The sequence below is a fragment of the Paenibacillus sp. FSL R5-0475 genome (assembly GCF_038004585.1).
Classification (GTDB): Bacteria; Bacillota; Bacilli; order Paenibacillales; family Paenibacillaceae; genus Paenibacillus_AQ.
On sequence record NZ_JBBORK010000001.1, the window covers coordinates 6,357,636 to 6,377,997 of the forward strand.

Sequence of the window (20,362 nt, forward strand, 5' to 3'; positions counted from 1 at the left end):
GGAGGCTGCCACAGTGAAAAAGAAAATTTCTCTTATTGTACTTGCCACTACGTTAATGGCAACTATGGTCACAGCTTGCGGGGGGAACAGTGAGCCTTCATCATCCACAGGTGCTGCAGGCTCAGGGGAGACGAAGACGCTTCGTTTTGCGACATGGGATACCGGAGACGCGCTCAAGATTGAGCAAGACATCGCCAAGAAATTCGAAGCAGCCCATCCGGGCACGAAGGTTCAGGTAGAGGCTTATGCAGACGGTTTTGACCAGAAGCTTGCCGCCGGATTCGGGGCAACCAATCCGCCAGATGTGATGTATATGTGGGATTTCCCGACCTATCATCAATCCCTGGAACCACTGGACAGCTATTCGAGCAAAGATAAAGAATTGAACATCGAAGATTTCTATCCGGGATTGTTCAACTATGGCAAAATTGACGGCAAGCTATATGGCATTCCGGCAGGGTTCACCACACGTGTGGTCTATTACAACAAGAAGTTGTTCGATGATGCCAAGATCCCTTATCCGAAGGATGGATGGACATGGACGGAGTTCCAGGACATCGCGGCCAAGCTCAGCGATAAGTCGAAGAAGCAGTACGGGTTCGGGGTTCGGGCAGAGAACGATACGTATGACCTTCAGAGCTTCGTATGGAGCAACGGAAGCTCGTTCATCTCTGATGACGGGAAAACGATTGAAGGATTTATGAACAGCAAAGAGACAGCTGAGTCTATCCAGATGCTCGGCGACATGGTTAAGAACGGCTCGGCTGTGCTGACCGGAGGCAAAGGCCAGCAGAGCGGAGATGACATTTTTAAAGCAGGTAAAATCGCTATGTGGGAGAGCGGTATCTGGCCGCTGGAATCGTTCAAGACGGCTGGTATAAATGTAGGTACGGTCGAAATCCCGGCGTTCCCAGGAAAACCGGTCAAAGGGGTGCTTGCGGAGTCCGCTTTGTCCATCGCCAAGGATTCGAAGCAGAAAGATCTGGCCTGGGAATTCGTGAAATTCTATGTGTCTAATGATTCGATCAAGATGCGTGTGGCGGATCTGCCTGTAAGGGTCAGTGTCGTAAATGAGCTGAAGAAAGATCAGGACCCGCTTTATAAACCGTACTACACGATGCTGGAGCGTTCCAGCAATACACCTGCGTTCCTGCTCAATCCGAAATGGAATGAAGTGAACCGCCAGCTCTCTGCTGCGGTGGAAGCGGTTATGCACGGCAGCAATGCCCAGGAAGTGCTGAATCAGGCTGTTAAAGATAGTCAACGTTATTTGAAATAACACATTTACAGAAAGAAGGTTAAGAGATGGCTCAGACCTTTCTGCATCAAGCAGGGGAGCCTATGGCCCAGCTCAAGCCTACACGAAAACGTAGTTGGGGTAGGGTTGTTCCCTACCTCTTCATTTTTCCTTGGATCTTCGGATTCCTCGTGTTCACCTTGGGGCCATTGTTATTTTCCCTTATCATCTCTTTTTTTGATTGGCCGATTGTCGGCGAAGTACACTTTATCGGGTTTGGCAATTATGCGGAAATGTTTACGGATGACCCGTTATTCTGGACCTCACTCGGGGTCACCCTCAAATTTGCAGCTCTGTTCGTTCCATTGAACATCATTGTGGCGCTTGGGCTTGCGATTCTCTTGAATCAGAAGACACGGGGCAGTGCTATATTCCGAACCGCCTTTTATATTCCCTCCGTTATATCCGGTGTCGCTCTGGCTATGATCTGGTCTTGGGTGTACAGCGGTGATTACGGGATTCTGAATTACTTCCTGTCCCTGATCGGTATTCAGGGCCCTGATTGGCTCAATGATAAGCAATGGTCATTAGTAGCGATGGTGATTGCAAGTCTCTGGGGACAAGGATCGATGATGCTGATCTTTCTGGCTGGCCTTAAAGGGATTCCAAGAGATCTTTATGAATCCGCTTCCATTGATGGGGCAGGTAAGCTCAGACAATTCTTCAGTGTGACGATTCCGATGATCACTCCGACGATTTTATTTAACTTAATTACATCCATCATTGCAGCCTTCCAGCAGCTGACTCTGGCTTTATTGCTGACCGGAGGCGGTCCAATGAAAGCAACCTATTTTTATGCCATGTACATGTATGAGAATGCGTTTAAGTATTTCAAAATGGGATATTCGGCAGCTAACGCCTGGTTCATGTTCCTGATCGTGCTCGGCTTGACCTTTCTTGTGTTCAAATCCTCGGAAGCCTGGGTGTTCTACGAAGGTGAAATGAAGAAGAATCCTCAGGAGAAGCTGAAGGCTCAAGGAAGGAGACGTTCTTTGTGAAGAAAATACTCGTATACGTTCTGCTGCTCTTGTTTTCACTGTTGTTCATAGCTCCGCTGTTCTGGGCGGTTACGACTGCGCTCAAGTCACAGTCCGAGCTGTATCTTTTTCCACCTAAATGGATTCCTTCTGTATGGAAGTTCAGCAATTTTGCAGAGGCGTGGAACATTCAACCTTTCAATATGTTTCTGAAAAATACACTGATTATTACCATCCTGTCGACGTTTGGTCAACTGATTTCATGCACGCTCGTAGCCTATGGATTCGCAAGATTCCAGTTCAAGGGCAGGGATTTTCTGTTCCTGGTTGTGTTGGCAACCATGATGATTCCCTGGGAAGTCACTATGATCCCACAGTATATGCTGTTCAACGTTCTGGGATGGATTAATACGCTCAAAGCTCTTATTGTACCGTCTTTCTTCGGGTCCGCCTATTTCATTTTCCTGCTGCGGCAGTTCATTCTCACCATCCCGCGGGAGCTAGACGAAGCAGCTACAATCGACGGAGCCAATAAGCTGACCGTATTAACACGGATTATTGTCCCACTGATGGGGCCTTCGCTGATCCTGGTCGCTGTGTTCCAGGTTATGGGATGTTGGAATGATTATCTGGGTCCGCTCATTTTCCTTAACGACCAGACGAAATACACATTGACCCTAGGGCTCTCACAGTTCAAAGGGATGTACGGTGTGGATATGCAGTCCATTATGGCGATTACAGTTCTGATCTCGATTCCGCCGCTGGCAATCTTCTTTTTCGCTCAACGCTACATCGTTGGCGGCATTGCGACTACGGGCATCAAAGGTTGATTCGCCGCAGCGGGTTCGGAAATCTAATAACAGCACACAGCGCAGAGTAGAGAAAAGAGAGGAGAAATGAACCATGTCACAGCAAACTATCGGGAGGGACTGGGATGATCTTGGCATCCTTCAGCGAGGGCGGGCCAAAAGCCGGGCCTACTTCATCCCCTATTCTGACTGGTCAGGGGCACTAACTTACAATAGGGGGAGCTCCCCCTGGTTCAAATCCTTGAATGGCATATGGAAGTTCAATTATGCAAAGGGGCCAAAGTGGGCTCCGGATTATTTCTACGAGGAGGCGTATGATACTTCCGGCTGGGATGAGATTCAGGTACCAGGGCACTGGCAGCTACAGGGATACGGAACTCCACATTATACGGACCTATATTATCCGTTTCCAGCAGACCCCCCGCATGTGCCTGACGAGAATCCGACAGGCAGTTATGTTAGAGAGTTCATGCTGCCTGAATCCTGGAACGGACGGAATGTCGCCATTAAGTTCGACGGGGTGGATAGCGCGTTTCATATCTGGGTAAACGGCAAACCGGTCGGATACAGTCAGGGCAGCCGCCTAACCTCAGAATTCGATCTCACTCCTTATGTGAAACCGGGCCACAATACCTTAGCCGTTAGAGTGTACCAATGGTCGGACGGCAGTTATCTGGAAGATCAGGATATGTGGTGGATGAGCGGAATTTTTAGAGATGTGTATCTGCTCTCCGAGCCGTCTTCGCTCCGCATTGCCGATTATCGGATTATAACGGAACTGGATGAATCAAGCCGTGATGGGATCTTGTCTGTTCATGTGAACATACAAGGGGAAGCTGCTGAACAGGGCAGTCTGCGGCTTGAACTGCTTAAACGAAGTGGTGAATCTGTTGCATGGGCTGAGGATCGGGTTACTGCAGGAAAGAATGTGCAGCTTATAATGCCGGTAGGACAGCCGGAACTGTGGAGTGCGGAATCCCCCAATTTGTACCATCTGAAGATCACTTTGTTGGATGAAAGTGGAGATACGGTAGAGATGACGGCACAGCGGGTTGGATTCCGCACAGTTGAGGTGCGCGGCGGACAATTCTTGGTGAATGGAAAGGCGATTCAACTCAAAGGAGTCAACCGTCACGATCATCACCCGGATACAGGTCGCACAGTCACCGTCTCCACCATGCTACAGGACATCAAGATGATGAAGCAGCACAATATTAACGCTGTAAGAACCGCGCACTACCCGAATGATCCCCGGTTCTATGATCTGTGTGATGAGTACGGCTTATATGTTATGGAAGAGACCGATCTGGAGACACACGGATTCGAACTGCTAGGCAATATTTCCAGACTCAGCGATGATCCTGCCTGGCAGGAAGCCTACGTGGAGCGCGTTCAGCGAATGGTTGAGCGCGACAAGAATCATCCTTCCGTGATCTTCTGGTCGCTTGGGAATGAGTCCGGCTTCGGCTGCAATTTCCGGGCGATGGCGCAGTGGTGCAGAGTAGCTGACCCAACACGGCTTATTCATTACGAAGAAGATCGCGAAGCTGAGGTCTGTGATGTGGTAAGCACGATGTACTCCTCCGTTGAGAAGATGGAAGGCTTCGGTCAGTTGACTGATCATCCGAAGCCGCATATTCTGTGTGAATTCGCGCATGCCATGGGCAACGGCCCCGGTGGATTAAGACCTTATTTTGATACTTTTGACAAGTACGATAGACTGCAGGGCGGCTTTGTGTGGGAATGGATTGACCACGGGCTGAGCTGGAAGACGGCGGATGGGAAGGCTGATTATGCTTATGGCGGGGACTTCGGGGATGTGCCCAATAACAGCAACTTCGTCATAGATGGTCTAGTCCGCCCGGACCGAACGCCATCACCGGGCCTGCTTGAATATAAGAAAATTATCGAGCCGGTTCGCGTCGAGTATATAAGCAGGAACAAGGTTAATGTGATTAACCGCTATGATTTCCTGACACTGGATCACCTATATGCTGATTGGAGCATCACCATGGATGGACGTACCGTTCAAAGCGGGGTTCTTGCACTGCCAGAGATTGAAGCGGGCGGACAGGCAGAAGTGGAGATTCCTTATGACCACAGTCTTGATGCTCTCCTTCGCAGTGAGGGTGCGGAACAGTGGCTGAACATCTGCTTCTCGATCGCCGCTGACTGTCTTTGGGCGGAGCAGGGGCATGAAGTGGCTTGGGCTCAGTTTCTAATGCAGGATGAGTTGGGAAATCGTGTTGGCGATAGTCATACAGGGCATTCAGATGACCATTCCAATGCTGCTATCGGGATGAGAAGTCAACAGATCAGGCGGAATCTTCAATGCACAGAAGCTGCTGGGCAGATCATTCTCGCAAATGAGGATTTCCGTATGACCTTTGACACGCGGAGCGGGCGAATCGATTCGCTTCGTCTGAATGGCAAGGAACTAATGAAAGCCGGACCGCGGCTGAATTTCTGGCGTGCGCCGATCGACAATGACATGTATGTGCTACCGGACTGGCGCAAAGCACACCTGGACCGGCTAACAGAACGTGTTGATGAGGTTAGCTGGGCCCGGCTTGATGAAGGGAACATCCGCATCACTGTGAGTTCAAGGATTGCTCCGCCAGTTTTTGATTGGGGTTTCCGGTGTGTAATCACCTATACCGTAACCAGTATAGGGCAAATCACTATGGATGTGCAGGGCACACCGGAGGGCAAGCCGCCAGAAATGCTGCCTAAGATTGGACTTCAGATGGAGATTCCAGGCGACATGGATCGAGTGAAATGGTATGGCCGGGGACCTGGTGAGAATTATTCGGACAGCAAAGAGGCATGCCGTGTTGGAGTGTACACAGCTTCAATTGATGGACTATTCACTCCATATATATATCCGCAGGAGAATGGGAACCGGATGGATGTCAGATGGATATCCGTCACAGACGCATCCGGACTTGGTCTACTTGCTGCGGGTATTCCGACACTTGAATTCAGCGCGCGCCGTTATACGGATAAGGATCTTGAAGAGGCACAACATGCAAGCGAGCTTGTTCCGCGTGACTTTGTCACACTGAATCTGGATTACCGGCAGAATGGGCTGGGCAGCAACAGTTGTGGACCTGCCCAGATGCCGAATCATAAGGTAACATCGGAAGCTTTTACATTCCGTATTCTGCTCATTCCGTTTTTATCAGAAGATACCACGCCAGAGTGGCTTGCTAGACAAATGCTGTACGGGTTACCACAATCGCATCAATGAGAGGAGGGGTCAGAATGCTCCACACACAGGATGTACTCAATTTAAGCGGAAAGATAGCTGTTGTTACCGGAGGTGCTTCAGGTATTGGCCTTGCTACGGCCGGACTGCTTGCGGATTTCGGAGCACATGTGGTTGTGCTGGACATCAATGTAAGGCAAGGGGAGCAGGCTGTTCATGAGATGAAAGAGCGGGGAAGGAAAGCAAGCTTCCACCGCTGCGATGTCTCCTCTTCGGAGGACTGTAAGCGTGCTGCCTCAGAGATTGAGAACGCGTACGGCAAGGTCGATATTCTGTTCAATAATGCGGGGATTATCCGCCGTAAGACCGTTGTCGAGCTTGAGGAAGCCGACTGGGATCTGGTAATGGATGTATCACTTAAGGGAGTTTATCTACTCTCCAAATATATAATCCCGGTGATGGAGCGCGGAGGCGGTGGCAGCATCATTAATACCGGCTCCGGCTGGGGCCTTAAAGGCGGGGACCGTGCCGCTTCCTACTGTGCAGCCAAGGCTGGAGTGGTCAATCTCACCCGAGCCATGGCCATTGACCACGGTTCCGCAAACATTCGCGTGAACTGCGTGTCCCCAGGCGACACGGATACGCCGCTTTTACGCGATGAAGCCAAGCAGCTTCAACAGGACGAAGCTACCTTCCTCGTAGCCTCTGCTGGGGGACGTCCATTGGAGCGATTGGGTACACCACGTGATATCGCAAATGCGGTATTGTTCCTAGCTAGCGATCTGTCTTCCTGGGTCACCGGAAGCGTACTTGTTGTGGATGGCGGCGGCATTGCCTAACGGTTAAAGAAATAAATACTTTAAATCAACCTTTTAAGGACGGAGGCGTTAACCTTGTCTGAACACAGAACTTATGCCCATCCCTATATCCCGAATACAGCACCGGAAGTCCGTGAGGCAATGCTGAAGGAAATCGGCCTGAGCTCCGTCGACCAGCTGCATGATGCAATTCCAGACAGTCTGAAGCTTAAGCGGGAGATGAATCTTCCTCCAGCTATGAATGAATATGAGCTTCGTCGACATATCGAGGCTCTGCTTGCGAAGAACAAGCATGGCGCCGATTATATCAACTTTCTCGGGGCTGGCTGCTGGCAGCATTTCGTTCCGGCTGTATGCGACGAAATTAATCAGCGCTCGGAGTTCGTGACGGCTTATGCAGGAGAGCCTTACGAAGACCACGGCCGATTTCAGTCCTTGTTCGAGTATCAGAGCCTGATGGCCGAACTCGTCGATATGGACGTAGTTAATGTCCCTACCTTCGACTGGGCACAGGCAGCCTCCACGGCCATCCGAATGGCAGGTCGGATTACAGGCCGCAGGATTGCGCTGCTCTCCAGATCCGTCGATCCGGATAAAGCCAAGATCATTACCAATTACTGTACACCTGTAATGGAGATAAGGTACGTGGAGATTGATTCGGTGACAGGAAAAATAGATTTGGATGATCTGCAGGGCAAGCTTGAGGAAGGAGCGGCGGCGTTCTACTTCGAGAATCCAGGTTATCTCGGAATTATTGAGGATCAGGGTGCTGAAATATCTGAGCTTGTGCACGCGGTAAATGCTATCTCTATTGTGGGCGTTGATCCGATCTCCCTTGGCGTACTGGAACCTCCAAGCCGTTATGGCGCTGATATTGTCTGTGGGGATTTGCAGCCGCTGGGCATGCATATGAACTATGGTGGGGGTCAAGCCGGATTCATCGCTACCCGGGATGAAGAGACTTATGTGATGGAATATCCGTCCCGCCTGTTCGGTATTGTTCCTACTGAAGTGGAAGGTGAATATGGCTTCGGTGATGTAGCCTATGAGCGTACATCCTTTGCCCAACGGGAGAAGGGGAAAGAGTCGGTGGGAACACAGACAGCCCTGTGGGGAATTACCGCCGGAGTTTATCTATCCCTGCTTGGACCAGTGGGGATGCAGGAAGTAGGGGAGACCATTATACAGAAATCTCAATATGCGGCGAATAAGCTGTGTGCCATTCCCGGGGTCTCTTTGCGCTTTAAAGATACAGCCTTTTTCAAAGAATTTGTCTTAGATTTCAACGAGACTGGAATATCTGTTGCTGAGATTAACAAGCGTCTTTTGGAAGTAGGGATTTTCGGAGGAAAAGATATATCCTCCGCATATCCCCAGTGGGGACAATGTGCTCTGTACTGCGTAACTGAAATTCATATGCAGGCAGATCTGGACCGGCTTGCCTCAGCTATCGAGAACATTGTCTGCAAGAATTAATAGTACAGAAGAGTAGGAGGAAAGCCATGAAACGGATTCGTAGAGATCATAAGGTACGCCGCTTTCACCAGGCCAAATGGGATGAACCGGTGATCTTCGAGCTTCACCGATCGGGTGAGCGCGGAGTGATCCCGCCGGGCACCGAGGCTGGGATTGCCGAGGTTGTCGGTCAAGGCTCCGCCCGAATTCCATCAGCGATGCGGCGAAAAGAAGCACCGGCGCTGCCCGAGATCGGTCAGGCCAAAGTTCTTAGGCATTATTTAAGACTCTCTCAAGAGACTTTGGGTTCCGACCTTAATGTAGAGATCGGACAGGGGACATGTACTATGAAATATATTCCCCGTATCAATGAAATGCTTATACGTACCCCAAATCTGATGGAACTGCATCCTCTGCAGGATGCTGGATCCGTTCAAGGAATTCTGGAAATCTACTATAGGCTGGACCAGGCGATGCGTGAAATATCAGGGATGAATGCTTTCTCGTTCCAGCCAAGCAGTGGCACCCAGGCCTTGCTGGCCATGGCTTCCATTGTACGCGCATATCATGATTCACGTGGCGAGGGAGACCAGCGGGATGAGATCATTACGACGATCTTTTCACATCCGTCCCAAGCGGCGACCGCAGCTGTTAAAGGATATAAGATTATTACACTGCATCCTGACGAAGACGGATTCCCGGATCTGGAGAAGCTGAAGAATGCCATTTCTGAACGCACGGCGGGTTTCGTCGTGGCCAATCCGGAAGACACAGGGATATACAATCATCGTATCCGTGAGTTCACGGACGTGGTTCATGAAGCAGGAGGAATCTGCTTCTACGATCAGGCGAACGCGAATGGGCTGCTGGGTATCACCCGGGCCAAGGAAGCCGGGTTTGACATGTGCTTCTTCAACCTGCATAAGACCTTTGCCGCACCTCACATGTGCGGAGGGCCGGCTACAGGCGCTCTTGGGGTAACCGATTCCCTTAAGCGTTTCCTACCCGGTCCGCTTGTTGACTGGGACGGTAGTCGTTATGTCCTTGTAGAGCAAAGCGGTGATAGCATCGGCAAAGTCCGCAGCTTCCACGGCGTGGCCCAGACTGTACTTCGTTCCTACGCTTGGATTATGAGCCTGGGGCCAGACGGTCTTAAGAATGTGGCCCAAATCGCTGTACTGAATAATAACTACCTGTATCACAAAATTCTGCAAATCCGCGGAGCCAGCGCTCCTTACATCAAAGGTCGACGTCTTGAACAGGTAAGGTACAGCTGGAAGCAGCTTACGGATGAGACTGGGGTAACGACAGAAGACATCACCCGCCGGATGTGTGATTTCGGCCTGCATTATTGGACATCCCATCATCCGTACATCGTTCCGCAGCCGTTCACCCTGGAGCCGACTGAATCTTATTCGAAGGAAGATCTTGATGAATATATCGAGGCGCTGACCCATATTTCGAATGAAGCTTACACGCAGCCGCATATCGTCAAACTAGCTCCGCACAACAGTACCGTTCACCGGAATGTGGAATCTTCTCTTGATGATCCTGCAAAGTGGTGTATTACGTGGCGGGCTTATCTAAAGAAGACACAGCCGGAATAGGGCTTGGTCCCTACAATTAAAATATACATTTGAAAGTAGAGGGGCTCCGTTTGGAGCCCTTCCTATTTGACTGTATCACCAAAGAAAGGGGTTATGGGTATGTCTGGGTATATGAGGAACTTGCTGCGCCTGTCTGTCGGCGTCCGCCGGTTTCTTATGACCGAAGCCATGTATGGCATCGGCATCGGTATGTATTCGCTAGTTCTTAATTTGCATTTGCTGTCCAAAGGAATGAAGGAGGATGAAATCGGGCTGCTCATGTCCATAGGTATACTGATCATGGGTGCATTGGCTATTCCTGTATCCATATCGGCAAACCGTATAGGTCGTAAAAAGCTGCTAGTATCCGGCATCATGTTTATAGCGGCAGGAAGTGCACTTTATGCGATTGGCAATCATTCCGGCATATTCTATTTGGCTCAAACTTTGGTCTCGATTGGCCTTACTCTTGTGGAGACGACTGAGGTGCAGTTGCTATTTCACTATTGTGGCTCGCGCAAGGAAGAAGCAAGTGCCTTCTCCCTGATGTTTGCCGTGTTTACGGCATTTACAGGGGCAGGAACCCTGGCTGCCGGATACTTGCCGAATTCGGCTGATAGCGGGGATGGGTATGGGCTAACGCTGCTGCTTGCTGCACTGGTTTTCGTTGTTCACAGTATGATTAGAGGACTCTGGCTTCCCTCTGAGGGGAGGGAAAGCGAAACGGTTAGAACCTCTGAAGTTCTGGAAGTGAACCGTGAAGTCTCTAGCTTGAGGAAAAAGCTGCCTTCCGGCACACTCTGGCTGTTCTCGGTATTCATGGCCCTGCTCGGAGGAGCGATAGCCATCACTGGGTCATTTCTTAATGTAATTGTGAAGTATAGACTGAACTGGATGGATGATAAAGTGTCCATTCTGCTGGCGGTAAGCGGAGTTGTTTTGTTTGCAGCTTCTTTAATGACGCCTTATGTATTAGAGCGTTTCGGCCACAATGTGGCGATCGTATCTGTCTTTTTGGTTAACATACTCGTGTTCGCCTTATTATCCTGGGCTATGCCGGTCTGGATGTTCACAATCGTGTTTCTGGTTCGCGGGGGAGGGCTTACGATGCTGTCTAATCTGCTGGATAGTCAGTTGATGTCTGCCTTTAAGGAGCGGGAGAGGAATCTCTACGCAGGGATGAGATCCGTATTTCGGAGCCTCGGATCATCCGGCGCCGCTCTGCTTACGGGATGGATTTTGATTGGACAGGATTATGAAATCCCCTTTTTTCTGACATCTGTAGTATTGCTTCTCTGTCTGGTTTATTATATCTGGTTCATCCGCCCAATTCTGGATAAAAGGCTGAAAGAATGAATGGCTGAATACAATTTTCATAAGTAATTCAATCTGGACAGCAGTGTTAATAAATATATAAGGGGCTGTCCAAAAATCCATGTAAAATGGATATAGGACGCCCCTTTGCATTGAAGTAGGCTTTCGCTTTTCCTTCTAACATAACCTGCATTAAATCCATCCAAAGAAGAACTTATATCTTATGGGTTTGTTGTTTCTTTTTGCCCACTCCCTAATTTCCTCTATGCCATTAGCCGTATTCTCCTTTTTAAAAGTAAAGTACAGATGTAGTGGAACCAACTTTTTGTCAACAGTCTTAATTCCAATTCGTTTACCATCGATAAACACTGAACTTATTTCATCCGCATCGTATCTTTTCTTATTTAAAGAAATAATATAATTGTCGCCAAGTGTAATACTCTTGGAACTGAGCAATCGATAGAGTAAAAATATGATAATAATGAATATAAAGATGAACCATATTCTTGGAAAGAAGAACAGGAAGTCAGGTATGCGATTAGTACTATTATACATAGTAATTATTAAGGAAACTTCTAAAAAACACATTGCAATTAGTGTTTTCATTACGTTTGGATATTTGATTGAAAGAGACGTTTCATGAAATCCCAAGTCACTCCATCCTTTCTCCTAATTCAAAGGCTCCACAATGATTTTACCATATATTGTGATCTCAGTGCTTGATCAAGCTACGCGGGCTAATGCTCTTTTTTTATGTGTAAGGCCTCTTCTCAGGAGTGACCATTGAATTACAAACCTTTGGAAGTTATACTTTGATGAGAAATACGGACCCGCTTATCCTTTAACAGATCCGTCCTTAATAGGGTAGGGATCTTATTTTTCGTAGGTATAATTTCATTCAGATATGGAGGCGTAACCTTGCAGCTAATTAATCAATCCGAAATACAAGAGAGGATCGACCTGCTTAAAGATCAGGATCTATATATCCATCTTGAGATGACGACGGGAGCATACGCTGCCCATTTCGATAGTTCTAAGCACCCAGCGGCTACTTTCATTACTAATGCTGTGATCCGATATTCTCATGGTTCGATTTCCGGTCATGGACCTTATCGCGTAGGCCTAAAAATGTCACAAGGCTGGGTGTACTCGGAAGGACTAACTCACTATGAAGAGAGTGAGACCGAAAGATTAATTCTGGCCGGTCATGACAGCCAAGGCAAACTGGTCGTATCCTTGCAATTAAGCCGGGAGCCGTTCTAATGGTAGAGGAGATGAGGAGTTCAGTGGAAAGACATATTCTAGTTATATTACCGCATCCGGATGACGAGGCCTTCGGTATATCCGGAACGCTTGCCAAGCATGTGCAAAACGGCACCCAAGTCACCTACGCTTGTCTGACACTTGGAGAGATGGGCCGGAATATGGGCGTGCCGCCATTTGCGAATCGGGTAACCCTCCCAGAGATCCGTAAAAAGGAGCTGGAAGAATCCTGCCGAGCGATTGGAATACAGGATTTGAGAATGCTTGGTTTCCACGATAAAACGATTGAATTTGAAGATCAAGCTCTGCTCGAGGGCCATATTGATGCGCTTCTGAAGGAGCTTAACCCCTCACTGGTCATTACATTCTATCCGGGGTACAGCGTTCATCCCGATCATGATGCTACCGGAGCTGCAGTGGTTCGAACGGTTGGAAGAATGCCCAAGGCAGAGAGACCTCCTGTTCACTGTATAGCTTTCGCCAATAATATTGAAGAGATTGGAAAGCCTCAGGTAATCATTGAAGTGAAAGATTTCCTGAAGCAAAAGATGGCATCCATTCAGGCGCATAAATCCCAATTCCAAGCCGCTGAACTGTTAGGCAGCAAAACGCTAGAGGATAAAGAAATCCAAGATCGTTTTGGAACAGAGCATTTCTGGATCTATCCATTTGAATGATATTAAGTCCGAGCATAAACGCTCGGACTTTTTCTTTGGGGCCCACTGCCGTGGTCAGGCTTCATTTTTCTAATATAAGGCATGAATATCTGTGTCTTTTTTCAAATATATGGTAAGGTTTAGGGGGTTGATCAACCAAACCGGTTTCGTCAGGCCAGGAGGTGTATTCGTTTGAAAAAATCATATTTCAATCTCATTTTTGGAGTAGTCATTCTTTTGCTGGTATTTACTGCATGCAGTAAGGACAGACCCCAGTATGCTGAGCTTTTCACACATGTGGAAGAGCATCGGGCTGTGTTCATGGAACCGCGTGAAGAAGGGCTTGCTGCTTTGCAAATTGCGGATGCTGTGGGTGAATACGATACAACCTTGGGTACCATTATGCAGGATGATATCTTAACCTTGAATCAAAAGGAGTTTATACAGCAGATTGTGGTAGATGTTAAGACCAATAAAATCATTGGTTACCGGGTAGGAACGGTCTTTCCCAGATCGGAAAGCGGTTATCAAGATGCGAGAGAACTGGTACGTGCTTTTATGAACCAATACAAACCTGCGGATGAGGAGGCGGCTGACAAAGTCGAAAAATCCATCCAAACGATTGACAGGATGGCTCTTCCGCTAAAGCCATTAACAGGCTCTATCGAAGAATCATGGTCATACGGCAAGGACGAGGATAAATTGTATATAATCTACAGAATGTCGAACAGTTTTCAAAGTGATGATGAATTGCCTTTGAACTTTTATTTCAGCTATGAGGGGGAGTAAGGAACGAAGAAATAAGATGTGATTTACAAAAAAATACACAAAGACTATTATATTTCTATAGGTAATTATATCCTTTTTTTCCTAAACAATTGTTCGGACTAAATAACTGGAGGATCAAATGAAAAAGCACGACAAAATCATTTCCTTCATCTTCATACTTGTTATGATGGTGACGGCTATTTACTGGGCCATTTCGACTCAGAGCTGGACCATGCTGGGCACCCTCGCTTCTGTGGTCTGTTTCGGGCTTTTTGTGCTATTGGGGCTCCGCACTATACCTGTATTGACGGATTTTGTTTTGACGAATCCAGCACCTGAAGTGACTTGGAAGAGTAAGGAGCAGGATAGAAGACAGGCTTGGCTTTATATTATTGGATGGATATTGGCGAGTCGTATCCTGCTTATGCTCATCGGGTATTCATTTTTGATCATACAGAATGGCTATTCAGGTGGTCTGCTTAGCAAAATGGCAGAGACTTGGCATATCTCTGGAATTGATGCTTCTAGTTATTTGGGCATTGCTGAGAATGGATACGTGACCGAGGGTGATGCGAGATTCCATATCGTGTTCTTTCCCTTTTTTCCAAATTTAATAAGAGTAGTTCAGGCATTCGTAGGGAATTATCTCGTTTCTGGATTCATCGTTTCAAATATCACTTCAATTGTCGCAGCCCTGGTCGCTTATGAGCTTGCTGCACTAGACATGCATCGAAAGAATGCCATGCGGGTAGTGAAATACATTTTCATATTCCCTGCCGCGTTCTTTTTCTTCATTCCGATGACCGAGGCTCTATTTCTGGCATTATCTTTGATGTGTTTATATTTTGTGAGAAAAAAGGAATGGCTGATCGGATGCTTATGCGGTGCACTTGCAGCTTATACACGTTCTCCCGGAGTGCTTCTGATTGTACCGGTTGCGATTGAATTTGGACGGGATCTAATAGGCAACTATAAGCTATTAAGTAAAAAAGTCTTTATACATAGAATCATCAGCGCTGTATGTTTTCTCGCTATCATATCAACGGGCTTGCTGGCCTATCTGTTTATTAATTATCACGTGACGGGAAATGCGTTTCAGTTCAGTATTTACCAGAGAGAGCATTGGTCTCAGCGGTTTTATCTCTTTTTTGATACGGTAAGATATCAGATGGAATACGCTGTGGGCACCTTTAAGAGTGGAGATAGCCGTTCTTTTCTCGGCTTATGGCTGCCTAATCTAATCGCTATATTCTCAGCACTAATTATCATGTTCATGGGTGCAAAAAAGATACGACCTTCATACACCGCCTATTTCATCGTGTATTTTGCGTTCGTAGTGGGAGCTACCTGGCTGCTGTCAGCTCCGCGGTACTTGCTTGTTGCATTTCCACTAGCTTTTGCTGCTGTCGCGATCACTGAAGAGAAATCAAAGGATGCTATCCTTACTGTAGTTTCTGTTGCGGGGAGTCTTTTGTATTTAGCGATGTTTGTGGCAGGATATCCAGTGTATTGAGGAATCATGTTAAAATAGGGGGGGACGCTTAAACGCGTTCTCCTTTTTTTTGCGAATAACCTTATAGAAACGATGGTGGGTATGAAGATTGAGTACGACAATCAGGTGATCGAGTTTAATGTTCAATATGGAAACGGCAAGAAAATCTCCATTCACATAGATTCTTCAGGGCGTATAACGCTCAAAGCTCCCAAGAAAACAAGTGAAGAGACGATTAAAAGCGTGGTTGAGCGTAATGGGAAATTAATAGTGGAGAAGCTGCAAAGTATTGAAGCGAACCGAGAAACACCAAAGCTCAAAGAGTATGAAGACGAGGGTAAGTTCCTGTATCTAGGCAAATATTATTCGCTGCAAGAGCTAATAGAGACAGGGGATTTAAATGAGGAAGAGCTTAAACTTAAGCTGAAGAAATTCTATTTCGCTAGCTGTAAGAAGGTTGTAGGTGAACGGATCAATAAATATCAGACACAGCTTAGAGTAAAGCCTAAGACGATTGACATTGTTGAGTCTAGAACCAAGTGGGGAAGCTGTAGCTCGGATAAAAAGCTAACCTTTAACTATCGCCTAGCGATGGCTCCAGTGGAAGTTATCGATTATGTAATCATCCATGAACTGTGTCATTTACTTCATATGAATCATGACCGCTCTTTTTGGCGAAAGGTTGGAAGCCTCATGCCGGATTATAAGGAGAAGGAGGAGTATTTAGCTAGATATGGGCGTGCTATGACGCTGTGATAATCAGAGAGTAATTCAGATGGTCCATTTTCTGGTGAATAAAAGGAAGGGAAGAGGTAAAACTATGTTCACAAAATAGAACTGGAAGAAATTTAAATGCGGAGGTAAATGATGACACAGAATAAAGGAAATTCACAACGCCAGATTCGAACTTCAATTCTTTGTTTGATCTGTGCCTGTACCGTCCTATTAAGTGGCTGCTCTAAAGCTGCCAATGAAACCACACCAGTAACTCCAACGCCTACAACAGAAGCCACTGCACCTGCGGCTACGAACAATGCAACAGAACAACCCAATGCATCATCCGGTACAAATACAGAGGGACTTCCGGCGGATGTTAGCGTTCAGAGAGTCATTAAGGAAGTCACTTTAAAGGACGGCTATCATAAAAAGATTGAGCTGCTGACAGACGGAGGCAAGCGGGTTACCATTACGGATCCGAGCCAAAAGATTGTTTTGCAGCAGATTGAATATGATGGGAAGATTACTACGTCTAATGGTAAACAGGTTACCGTTAAAGTCGAAGGTGGGGGAGAGCAGACCCTAACCATCCCCGATCATGTAGTGATCGAAGATGAGGACAAGCTTGGATTGATGCCAGGTGTTGATATCGAATGGACAGTGAATGCCGAGGGTCAAATCGAAAGTGTTGAGCTGGAGGATTAAAAAGATATCGGGGTGGCTAGATGAAATTTCTAATCGTATTTGGCAGTATAGTGGTTCCCGTCGCCATGCTAATGATACAACGGAAATGGATAAAGTGGCGTATTGTTTTTAATGTAACTTCTGTGTTGTCTACGCTTATTTTAGGTAATATTTCTGCCCTAGCTATATATGAAATATTAAGAGATAACACGGTATTTATGACCTCGATCCATGCGATTTTTTTGAATCCAATGTTTCTTTTAACGGGAGCATATCTTGGAGTATATCTGGTCTATCGCTTGATGTTGATGACGTATGAAGAAGTATATGTATGATGTAGTTAAAAAAGGAGTGTCCCCGTGAAGGGACACTCCTTTTTATATTATACAGCGAAAGCTAAGAAGACTTTCCTACAACGTTTGTTCCACTCTTCGTGATCTTGTACGTAAGGATATCACCATTCCAGAAGTAGAATTTCAAGATGACCTCTCCATCTTTTACATCTTTAAAGAAGGCTGGTAGCAGCTTGATTTCTTTCGTGTTATAAGAGGGTGAGAACGTATTGCCGAACTCCTTGAATGGTGTCCAGTCTTGCGGGCCTGCATTGCCACCAGCGGTATAGACAGCCTCCATCGTGGCAAGCTGGTTACCATTAAAGGTAGTTGGAATCGCAAACGATTCAGTCGTACCTTTGGCATCACTTAATTTGGCAGTGTCATTCACGATGATCTTTAGTCTCCACGCAACACCTTTGTTGAATTTCAGCGTTAACACGGCATTTTCACCATATTTTTGGGAAGCTGTGAGTTTTTTGAGTTGGCTGGCTTTGAGTGTGAGCTCCTCGCCATTCAAGGTGTAATCTTTTCCCTTTGTTAGATACTTCCCATTTGCACTAATCGTGGTTAGCTTATTGCCGTTTAGGTTCAGCTTCACCTTGGTGTCTTTGATCGCTGCACCTTTTTTTAGATAGACCAGATCGCTTTCAGTGCTGGAGGAACGTTCCTTCAGACCAGACATTAATACACCCTGCAGCTCAGAATCGGACCACTTATACGTTTTGCGGTTGAAATGCTGCCCATTATCCCAGAGCATGGAGGTCATTTTCTTTTCTTTTAAATAATAGGTAAGGTACTCGAAGAATTTCAGCTTCTCGCCTTGTTCAATCACACCTGTATCTTTATCGAATCCTAGCAGTCCAAACTCACCAACGATAACAGGGATTCCTTTGGCTACGAATGTGTTGTAAACGTTATCAAAAGTTTGGATGATATCGTTTTTTGTATCTTTTTCAAACGTGGTGTAACCAGCGATATTCACACTGAACGGCCAGAAGCCATAGTAGTGAACGGTCGCAATTATGTTCGGATCGTTAAGAGCTGTAATCGTCTTGTAGAGCTGATCCATTCTAGGTTGGGTAGGAGAAGTCTCTAATGAAGGTAGCACTAGCGGACGGACATCATTCTTTCCACCTGAGTTTCGAACGATCTGATGGAAGGAATTGTTGAGCTCTGCAAGCATCTGTTCCATCTTCGCTTCATCCTTACTTCCGCCATCTGTGAAACGAGGTTCATTAATACTTTCGAACATCAGCTTATCGGATTTATCCTTGAAGCGGTCCGCAATTTGAGTCCATGCTGCATTATAACGCGCCAGCGTTTCCTCATGCTTCTCTTCCATATGACTTACCCATAACCAGGAGTCGTGATGGACGTTAATCATTACATATAACTTGGCGTCCAGCGCCCAGCCTACAACTTCTTCGACACGGTCGAGGTAAGCTTTTTCAATAGTGTAGTTCGGTGCTTCGCCTATGTGTGAATCCCAAGTGATAGGAATACGGATACTTTTGTAGCCTTGTGCGGCGATTTTCTTAATCAGTTCTTGGGTCACACGCGGATTGCCCCAGGAGGTTTCATCCTCACCTGTAGCATCTAGAGTATTGCCAAGGTTCCATCCGGGCTGCATATCGTCTACATAGGATTGGATCTTACTCTTTGGTGCTGCCTTAGCTTGTTGCTCGTCCTTAGTGGCAGCGGCGGCAATGGATGAGAACAAAGAGAGCAGAAGAGCGGTGACAAGGGTCAATGATAAGAATGATTTCTGGATTCGAGTAGTCATTGAATTCTCCTTTGTAAGATCATTTTTGAGGATGCTTAAACCTGACCTTCCTTAGTACTTTGGTGCTTAGATGAATACGTACACCTCCATGAATTCGTTGTAAACGCTTACCAAATACCCTAACATAGAATAATTTCAACGAGTACCTTACTAATTTGTGGTAAATTCATATATGAATTAGTGATTTGCAGTGATTCCAAAGTTATGGAGGGCAATCCAGTGAGCAGATTTCATTACATAGGCTCGGCTACAGAGCTTCCATTAGGAGAAAGAGGCAGTGTACCGTCAGCAAAGACATATAATGAAGTGAAAAATTCCCCGGAGTATAAGAAACAAAGAGAGGCTCTGCGCCTGCAAGGCATAATTCCTTTGGATGACATCGCAGATCTATCTCATTTAAGAGATGAGGACTGTCTTGTATATGACTCGGAAGAAGATGCAGCGGGAGTTTTTATAGAGGAACTTGGGTATTGGAACGATGAGATTCGCAAGCATTTTCGGAGTCCGTATGTGTACCGGATTTCACCGAATTGGGGCGGCTTCTCTGTATCCCCTAAGCTAAAAGATACTCTACCGGGATCGTATAACGCCTCACTCAAGTGTTGTCGGGAGTTATTTAGGCTTATGATAGATTATGGGGTATCTGGTGCCGAGTTTGAGCTTTATACATGCTGGGCTGAGGAAGAAGGGCTCCCACGTAATAAAAAGTATGATCGAATCTTTGATTTGGCCTCTTTGTCACTGGAGGAGGGTTTTGAGCTGAGAGAAAAAGAGTATATTGTGGTTAAAAAGATTTGATATTCAATAGGATTATCGCTAACTACTCGTTATACAAAAAACAAATATTGCATGACAAAAGCAACTATATTAGATATGATGAAGCATGGAAAAATTAATATTAGCAATAGGTGCCAATTATGAATGTTTCGGAAATACAATCATAGATTGGTTAAATGGAAAGCGGGTGTGAATCCCGCGCGGTCCCGCCGCTGTGAAAGAGGAGTCCTTGCAAGGTACCACTGGGAAACTGGGAAGGTAGCAAGGGTGATGATACTTGAGCCAGAATATCTGCCTGTTTCTGATACACCGTTAAACTCTACGAGCGATAGAGAGGTGTTTGATATAGTATATGCCTGCTATTGTTGCGGTTCACTATCTTAAACCTCTTGACGTTATGTTGAGTGGTTTTTTTGTAGTGCT

General features: G+C 46.6%; 17 protein-coding genes and 1 riboswitch. Of the genes, 15 read left to right on the forward strand and 2 right to left on the reverse strand.

Features of this window, described 5'->3' with window-relative positions; translation table 11 throughout:
* The first annotated feature begins 55 nt into the window (after positions 1-55).
* The 8 genes from MKX41_RS28420 (at position 56) to MKX41_RS28455 (ending at position 11,506) form a co-directional block, all read left to right on the forward strand.
* Positions 56-1,279 (forward strand): ABC transporter substrate-binding protein, encoded by a 1,224-nt coding sequence (locus tag MKX41_RS28420; RefSeq protein ID WP_179085840.1) that lies wholly within the window; start codon positions 56-58, stop codon positions 1,277-1,279.
* A gap of 62 nt (positions 1,280-1,341) precedes the next feature.
* Positions 1,342-2,295: a carbohydrate ABC transporter permease gene (locus tag MKX41_RS28425; RefSeq protein WP_339804150.1), complete on the forward strand. Its 954-nt coding sequence runs from the start codon at positions 1,342-1,344 to the stop codon at positions 2,293-2,295.
* Positions 2,292-3,104 (forward strand): carbohydrate ABC transporter permease, encoded by an 813-nt coding sequence (locus MKX41_RS28430; protein WP_339800476.1) that lies wholly within the window; start codon positions 2,292-2,294, stop codon positions 3,102-3,104. The genes MKX41_RS28425 and MKX41_RS28430 overlap by 4 nt, the downstream gene beginning before the upstream one ends.
* 73 nt (positions 3,105-3,177) lie before the next feature.
* Positions 3,178-6,333, forward strand: coding sequence for a glycoside hydrolase family 2 TIM barrel-domain containing protein (locus tag MKX41_RS28435; RefSeq protein ID WP_339800478.1), 3,156 nt, complete (start codon positions 3,178-3,180; stop codon positions 6,331-6,333).
* A 14-nt stretch (positions 6,334-6,347) separates the two neighbouring features.
* Positions 6,348-7,130, forward strand: coding sequence for an SDR family NAD(P)-dependent oxidoreductase (locus MKX41_RS28440; RefSeq protein WP_339800480.1), 783 nt, complete (start codon positions 6,348-6,350; stop codon positions 7,128-7,130).
* 54 nt (positions 7,131-7,184) lie between these two features.
* Positions 7,185-8,585, forward strand: a complete 1,401-nt coding sequence (gcvPA, locus tag MKX41_RS28445) for an aminomethyl-transferring glycine dehydrogenase subunit GcvPA (protein ID WP_340974139.1) — start codon at positions 7,185-7,187, stop codon at positions 8,583-8,585.
* Positions 8,586-8,611: 26 nt separating this feature from the next.
* The gene (gene gcvPB / locus MKX41_RS28450) at positions 8,612-10,171 is read left to right on the forward strand and encodes an aminomethyl-transferring glycine dehydrogenase subunit GcvPB (protein ID WP_340974140.1); all 1,560 of its coding nucleotides are present in this window, start codon (positions 8,612-8,614) and stop codon (positions 10,169-10,171) included.
* Positions 10,172-10,270: 99 nt separating this feature from the next.
* Positions 10,271-11,506: an MFS transporter gene (locus tag MKX41_RS28455; protein ID WP_340974142.1), complete on the forward strand. Its 1,236-nt coding sequence runs from the start codon at positions 10,271-10,273 to the stop codon at positions 11,504-11,506.
* A 150-nt stretch (positions 11,507-11,656) separates the two neighbouring features.
* On the opposite strand, the gene MKX41_RS28460 is transcribed toward MKX41_RS28455, so the two are convergent.
* On the reverse strand, positions 11,657-12,115 hold the full coding sequence (locus tag MKX41_RS28460) for a hypothetical protein (RefSeq protein WP_340974144.1): 459 nt from the start codon (positions 12,113-12,115) through the stop codon (positions 11,657-11,659).
* A gap of 267 nt (positions 12,116-12,382) precedes the next feature.
* Here MKX41_RS28460 and MKX41_RS28465 point away from each other — a divergent pair, with 267 nt between their 5' ends.
* The 6 genes from MKX41_RS28465 to MKX41_RS28490 all read left to right on the forward strand — a co-directional run bounded on the left by MKX41_RS28465 (position 12,383) and on the right by MKX41_RS28490 (position 17,065).
* Entirely contained in the window at positions 12,383-12,727 is a 345-nt protein-coding gene (locus MKX41_RS28465) for a YojF family protein (protein WP_042184926.1), read from the forward strand.
* A gap of 23 nt (positions 12,728-12,750) precedes the next feature.
* Positions 12,751-13,404 carry a bacillithiol biosynthesis deacetylase BshB2 gene (gene bshB2 / locus MKX41_RS28470; RefSeq protein ID WP_042193301.1) on the forward strand — a complete coding sequence of 218 codons (654 nt, stop codon included), beginning with the start codon at positions 12,751-12,753 and terminating at the stop codon, positions 13,402-13,404.
* Positions 13,405-13,575: 171 nt separating this feature from the next.
* Complete coding sequence (locus MKX41_RS28475; protein WP_340974146.1) at positions 13,576-14,172, forward strand: hypothetical protein; 597 nt, start codon at positions 13,576-13,578, stop codon at positions 14,170-14,172.
* A 118-nt stretch (positions 14,173-14,290) separates the two neighbouring features.
* Positions 14,291-15,664: a hypothetical protein gene (locus MKX41_RS28480; RefSeq protein ID WP_340974148.1), complete on the forward strand. Its 1,374-nt coding sequence runs from the start codon at positions 14,291-14,293 to the stop codon at positions 15,662-15,664.
* An 81-nt stretch (positions 15,665-15,745) separates the two neighbouring features.
* Entirely contained in the window at positions 15,746-16,399 is a 654-nt protein-coding gene (locus tag MKX41_RS28485) for a M48 family metallopeptidase (RefSeq protein WP_076286153.1), read from the forward strand.
* 108 nt (positions 16,400-16,507) lie between these two features.
* Positions 16,508-17,065, forward strand: a complete 558-nt coding sequence (locus tag MKX41_RS28490; RefSeq protein ID WP_340974150.1) for a hypothetical protein — start codon at positions 16,508-16,510, stop codon at positions 17,063-17,065.
* Between the two features lie 375 nt (positions 17,066-17,440).
* Here the strand turns inward: MKX41_RS28490 and MKX41_RS28495 are convergent, their stop codons facing one another.
* Complete coding sequence (locus tag MKX41_RS28495; RefSeq protein WP_340974151.1) at positions 17,441-19,162, reverse strand: cellulase family glycosylhydrolase; 1,722 nt, start codon at positions 19,160-19,162, stop codon at positions 17,441-17,443.
* A gap of 219 nt (positions 19,163-19,381) precedes the next feature.
* Here MKX41_RS28495 and MKX41_RS28500 point away from each other — a divergent pair, with 219 nt between their 5' ends.
* On the forward strand, positions 19,382-19,960 hold the full coding sequence (locus MKX41_RS28500; RefSeq protein WP_340974153.1) for a hypothetical protein: 579 nt from the start codon (positions 19,382-19,384) through the stop codon (positions 19,958-19,960).
* Positions 19,961-20,051: 91 nt separating this feature from the next.
* Positions 20,052-20,252: riboswitch (cobalamin riboswitch) on the forward strand.
* Positions 20,253-20,362: the final 110 nt, after the last annotated feature.

Bases quoted from the DNA above. Each gene is read 5' to 3' on its own strand.
- MKX41_RS28420 (WP_179085840.1), top strand. From the start codon at position 56: ATGGCAACTATGGTCACAGCTTGCGGGGGGAACAGTGAGCCTTCATCA.
- MKX41_RS28425 (WP_339804150.1), top strand. From the start codon at position 1,342: ATGGCCCAGCTCAAGCCTACACGAAAACGTAGTTGGGGTAGGGTTGTT.
- MKX41_RS28435 (WP_339800478.1), top strand. From the start codon at position 3,178: ATGTCACAGCAAACTATCGGGAGGGACTGGGATGATCTTGGCATCCTT.
- MKX41_RS28440 (WP_339800480.1), top strand. From the start codon at position 6,348: ATGCTCCACACACAGGATGTACTCAATTTAAGCGGAAAGATAGCTGTT.
- gcvPB (WP_340974140.1), top strand. From the start codon at position 8,612: ATGAAACGGATTCGTAGAGATCATAAGGTACGCCGCTTTCACCAGGCC.
- MKX41_RS28455 (WP_340974142.1), top strand. From the start codon at position 10,271: ATGTCTGGGTATATGAGGAACTTGCTGCGCCTGTCTGTCGGCGTCCGC.
- MKX41_RS28480 (WP_340974148.1), top strand. From the start codon at position 14,291: ATGAAAAAGCACGACAAAATCATTTCCTTCATCTTCATACTTGTTATG.
- MKX41_RS28485 (WP_076286153.1), top strand. From the start codon at position 15,746: ATGAAGATTGAGTACGACAATCAGGTGATCGAGTTTAATGTTCAATAT.
- MKX41_RS28490 (WP_340974150.1), top strand. From the start codon at position 16,508: ATGATGACACAGAATAAAGGAAATTCACAACGCCAGATTCGAACTTCA.
- MKX41_RS28495 (WP_340974151.1), bottom strand. From the start codon at position 19,162: ATGACTACTCGAATCCAGAAATCATTCTTATCATTGACCCTTGTCACC.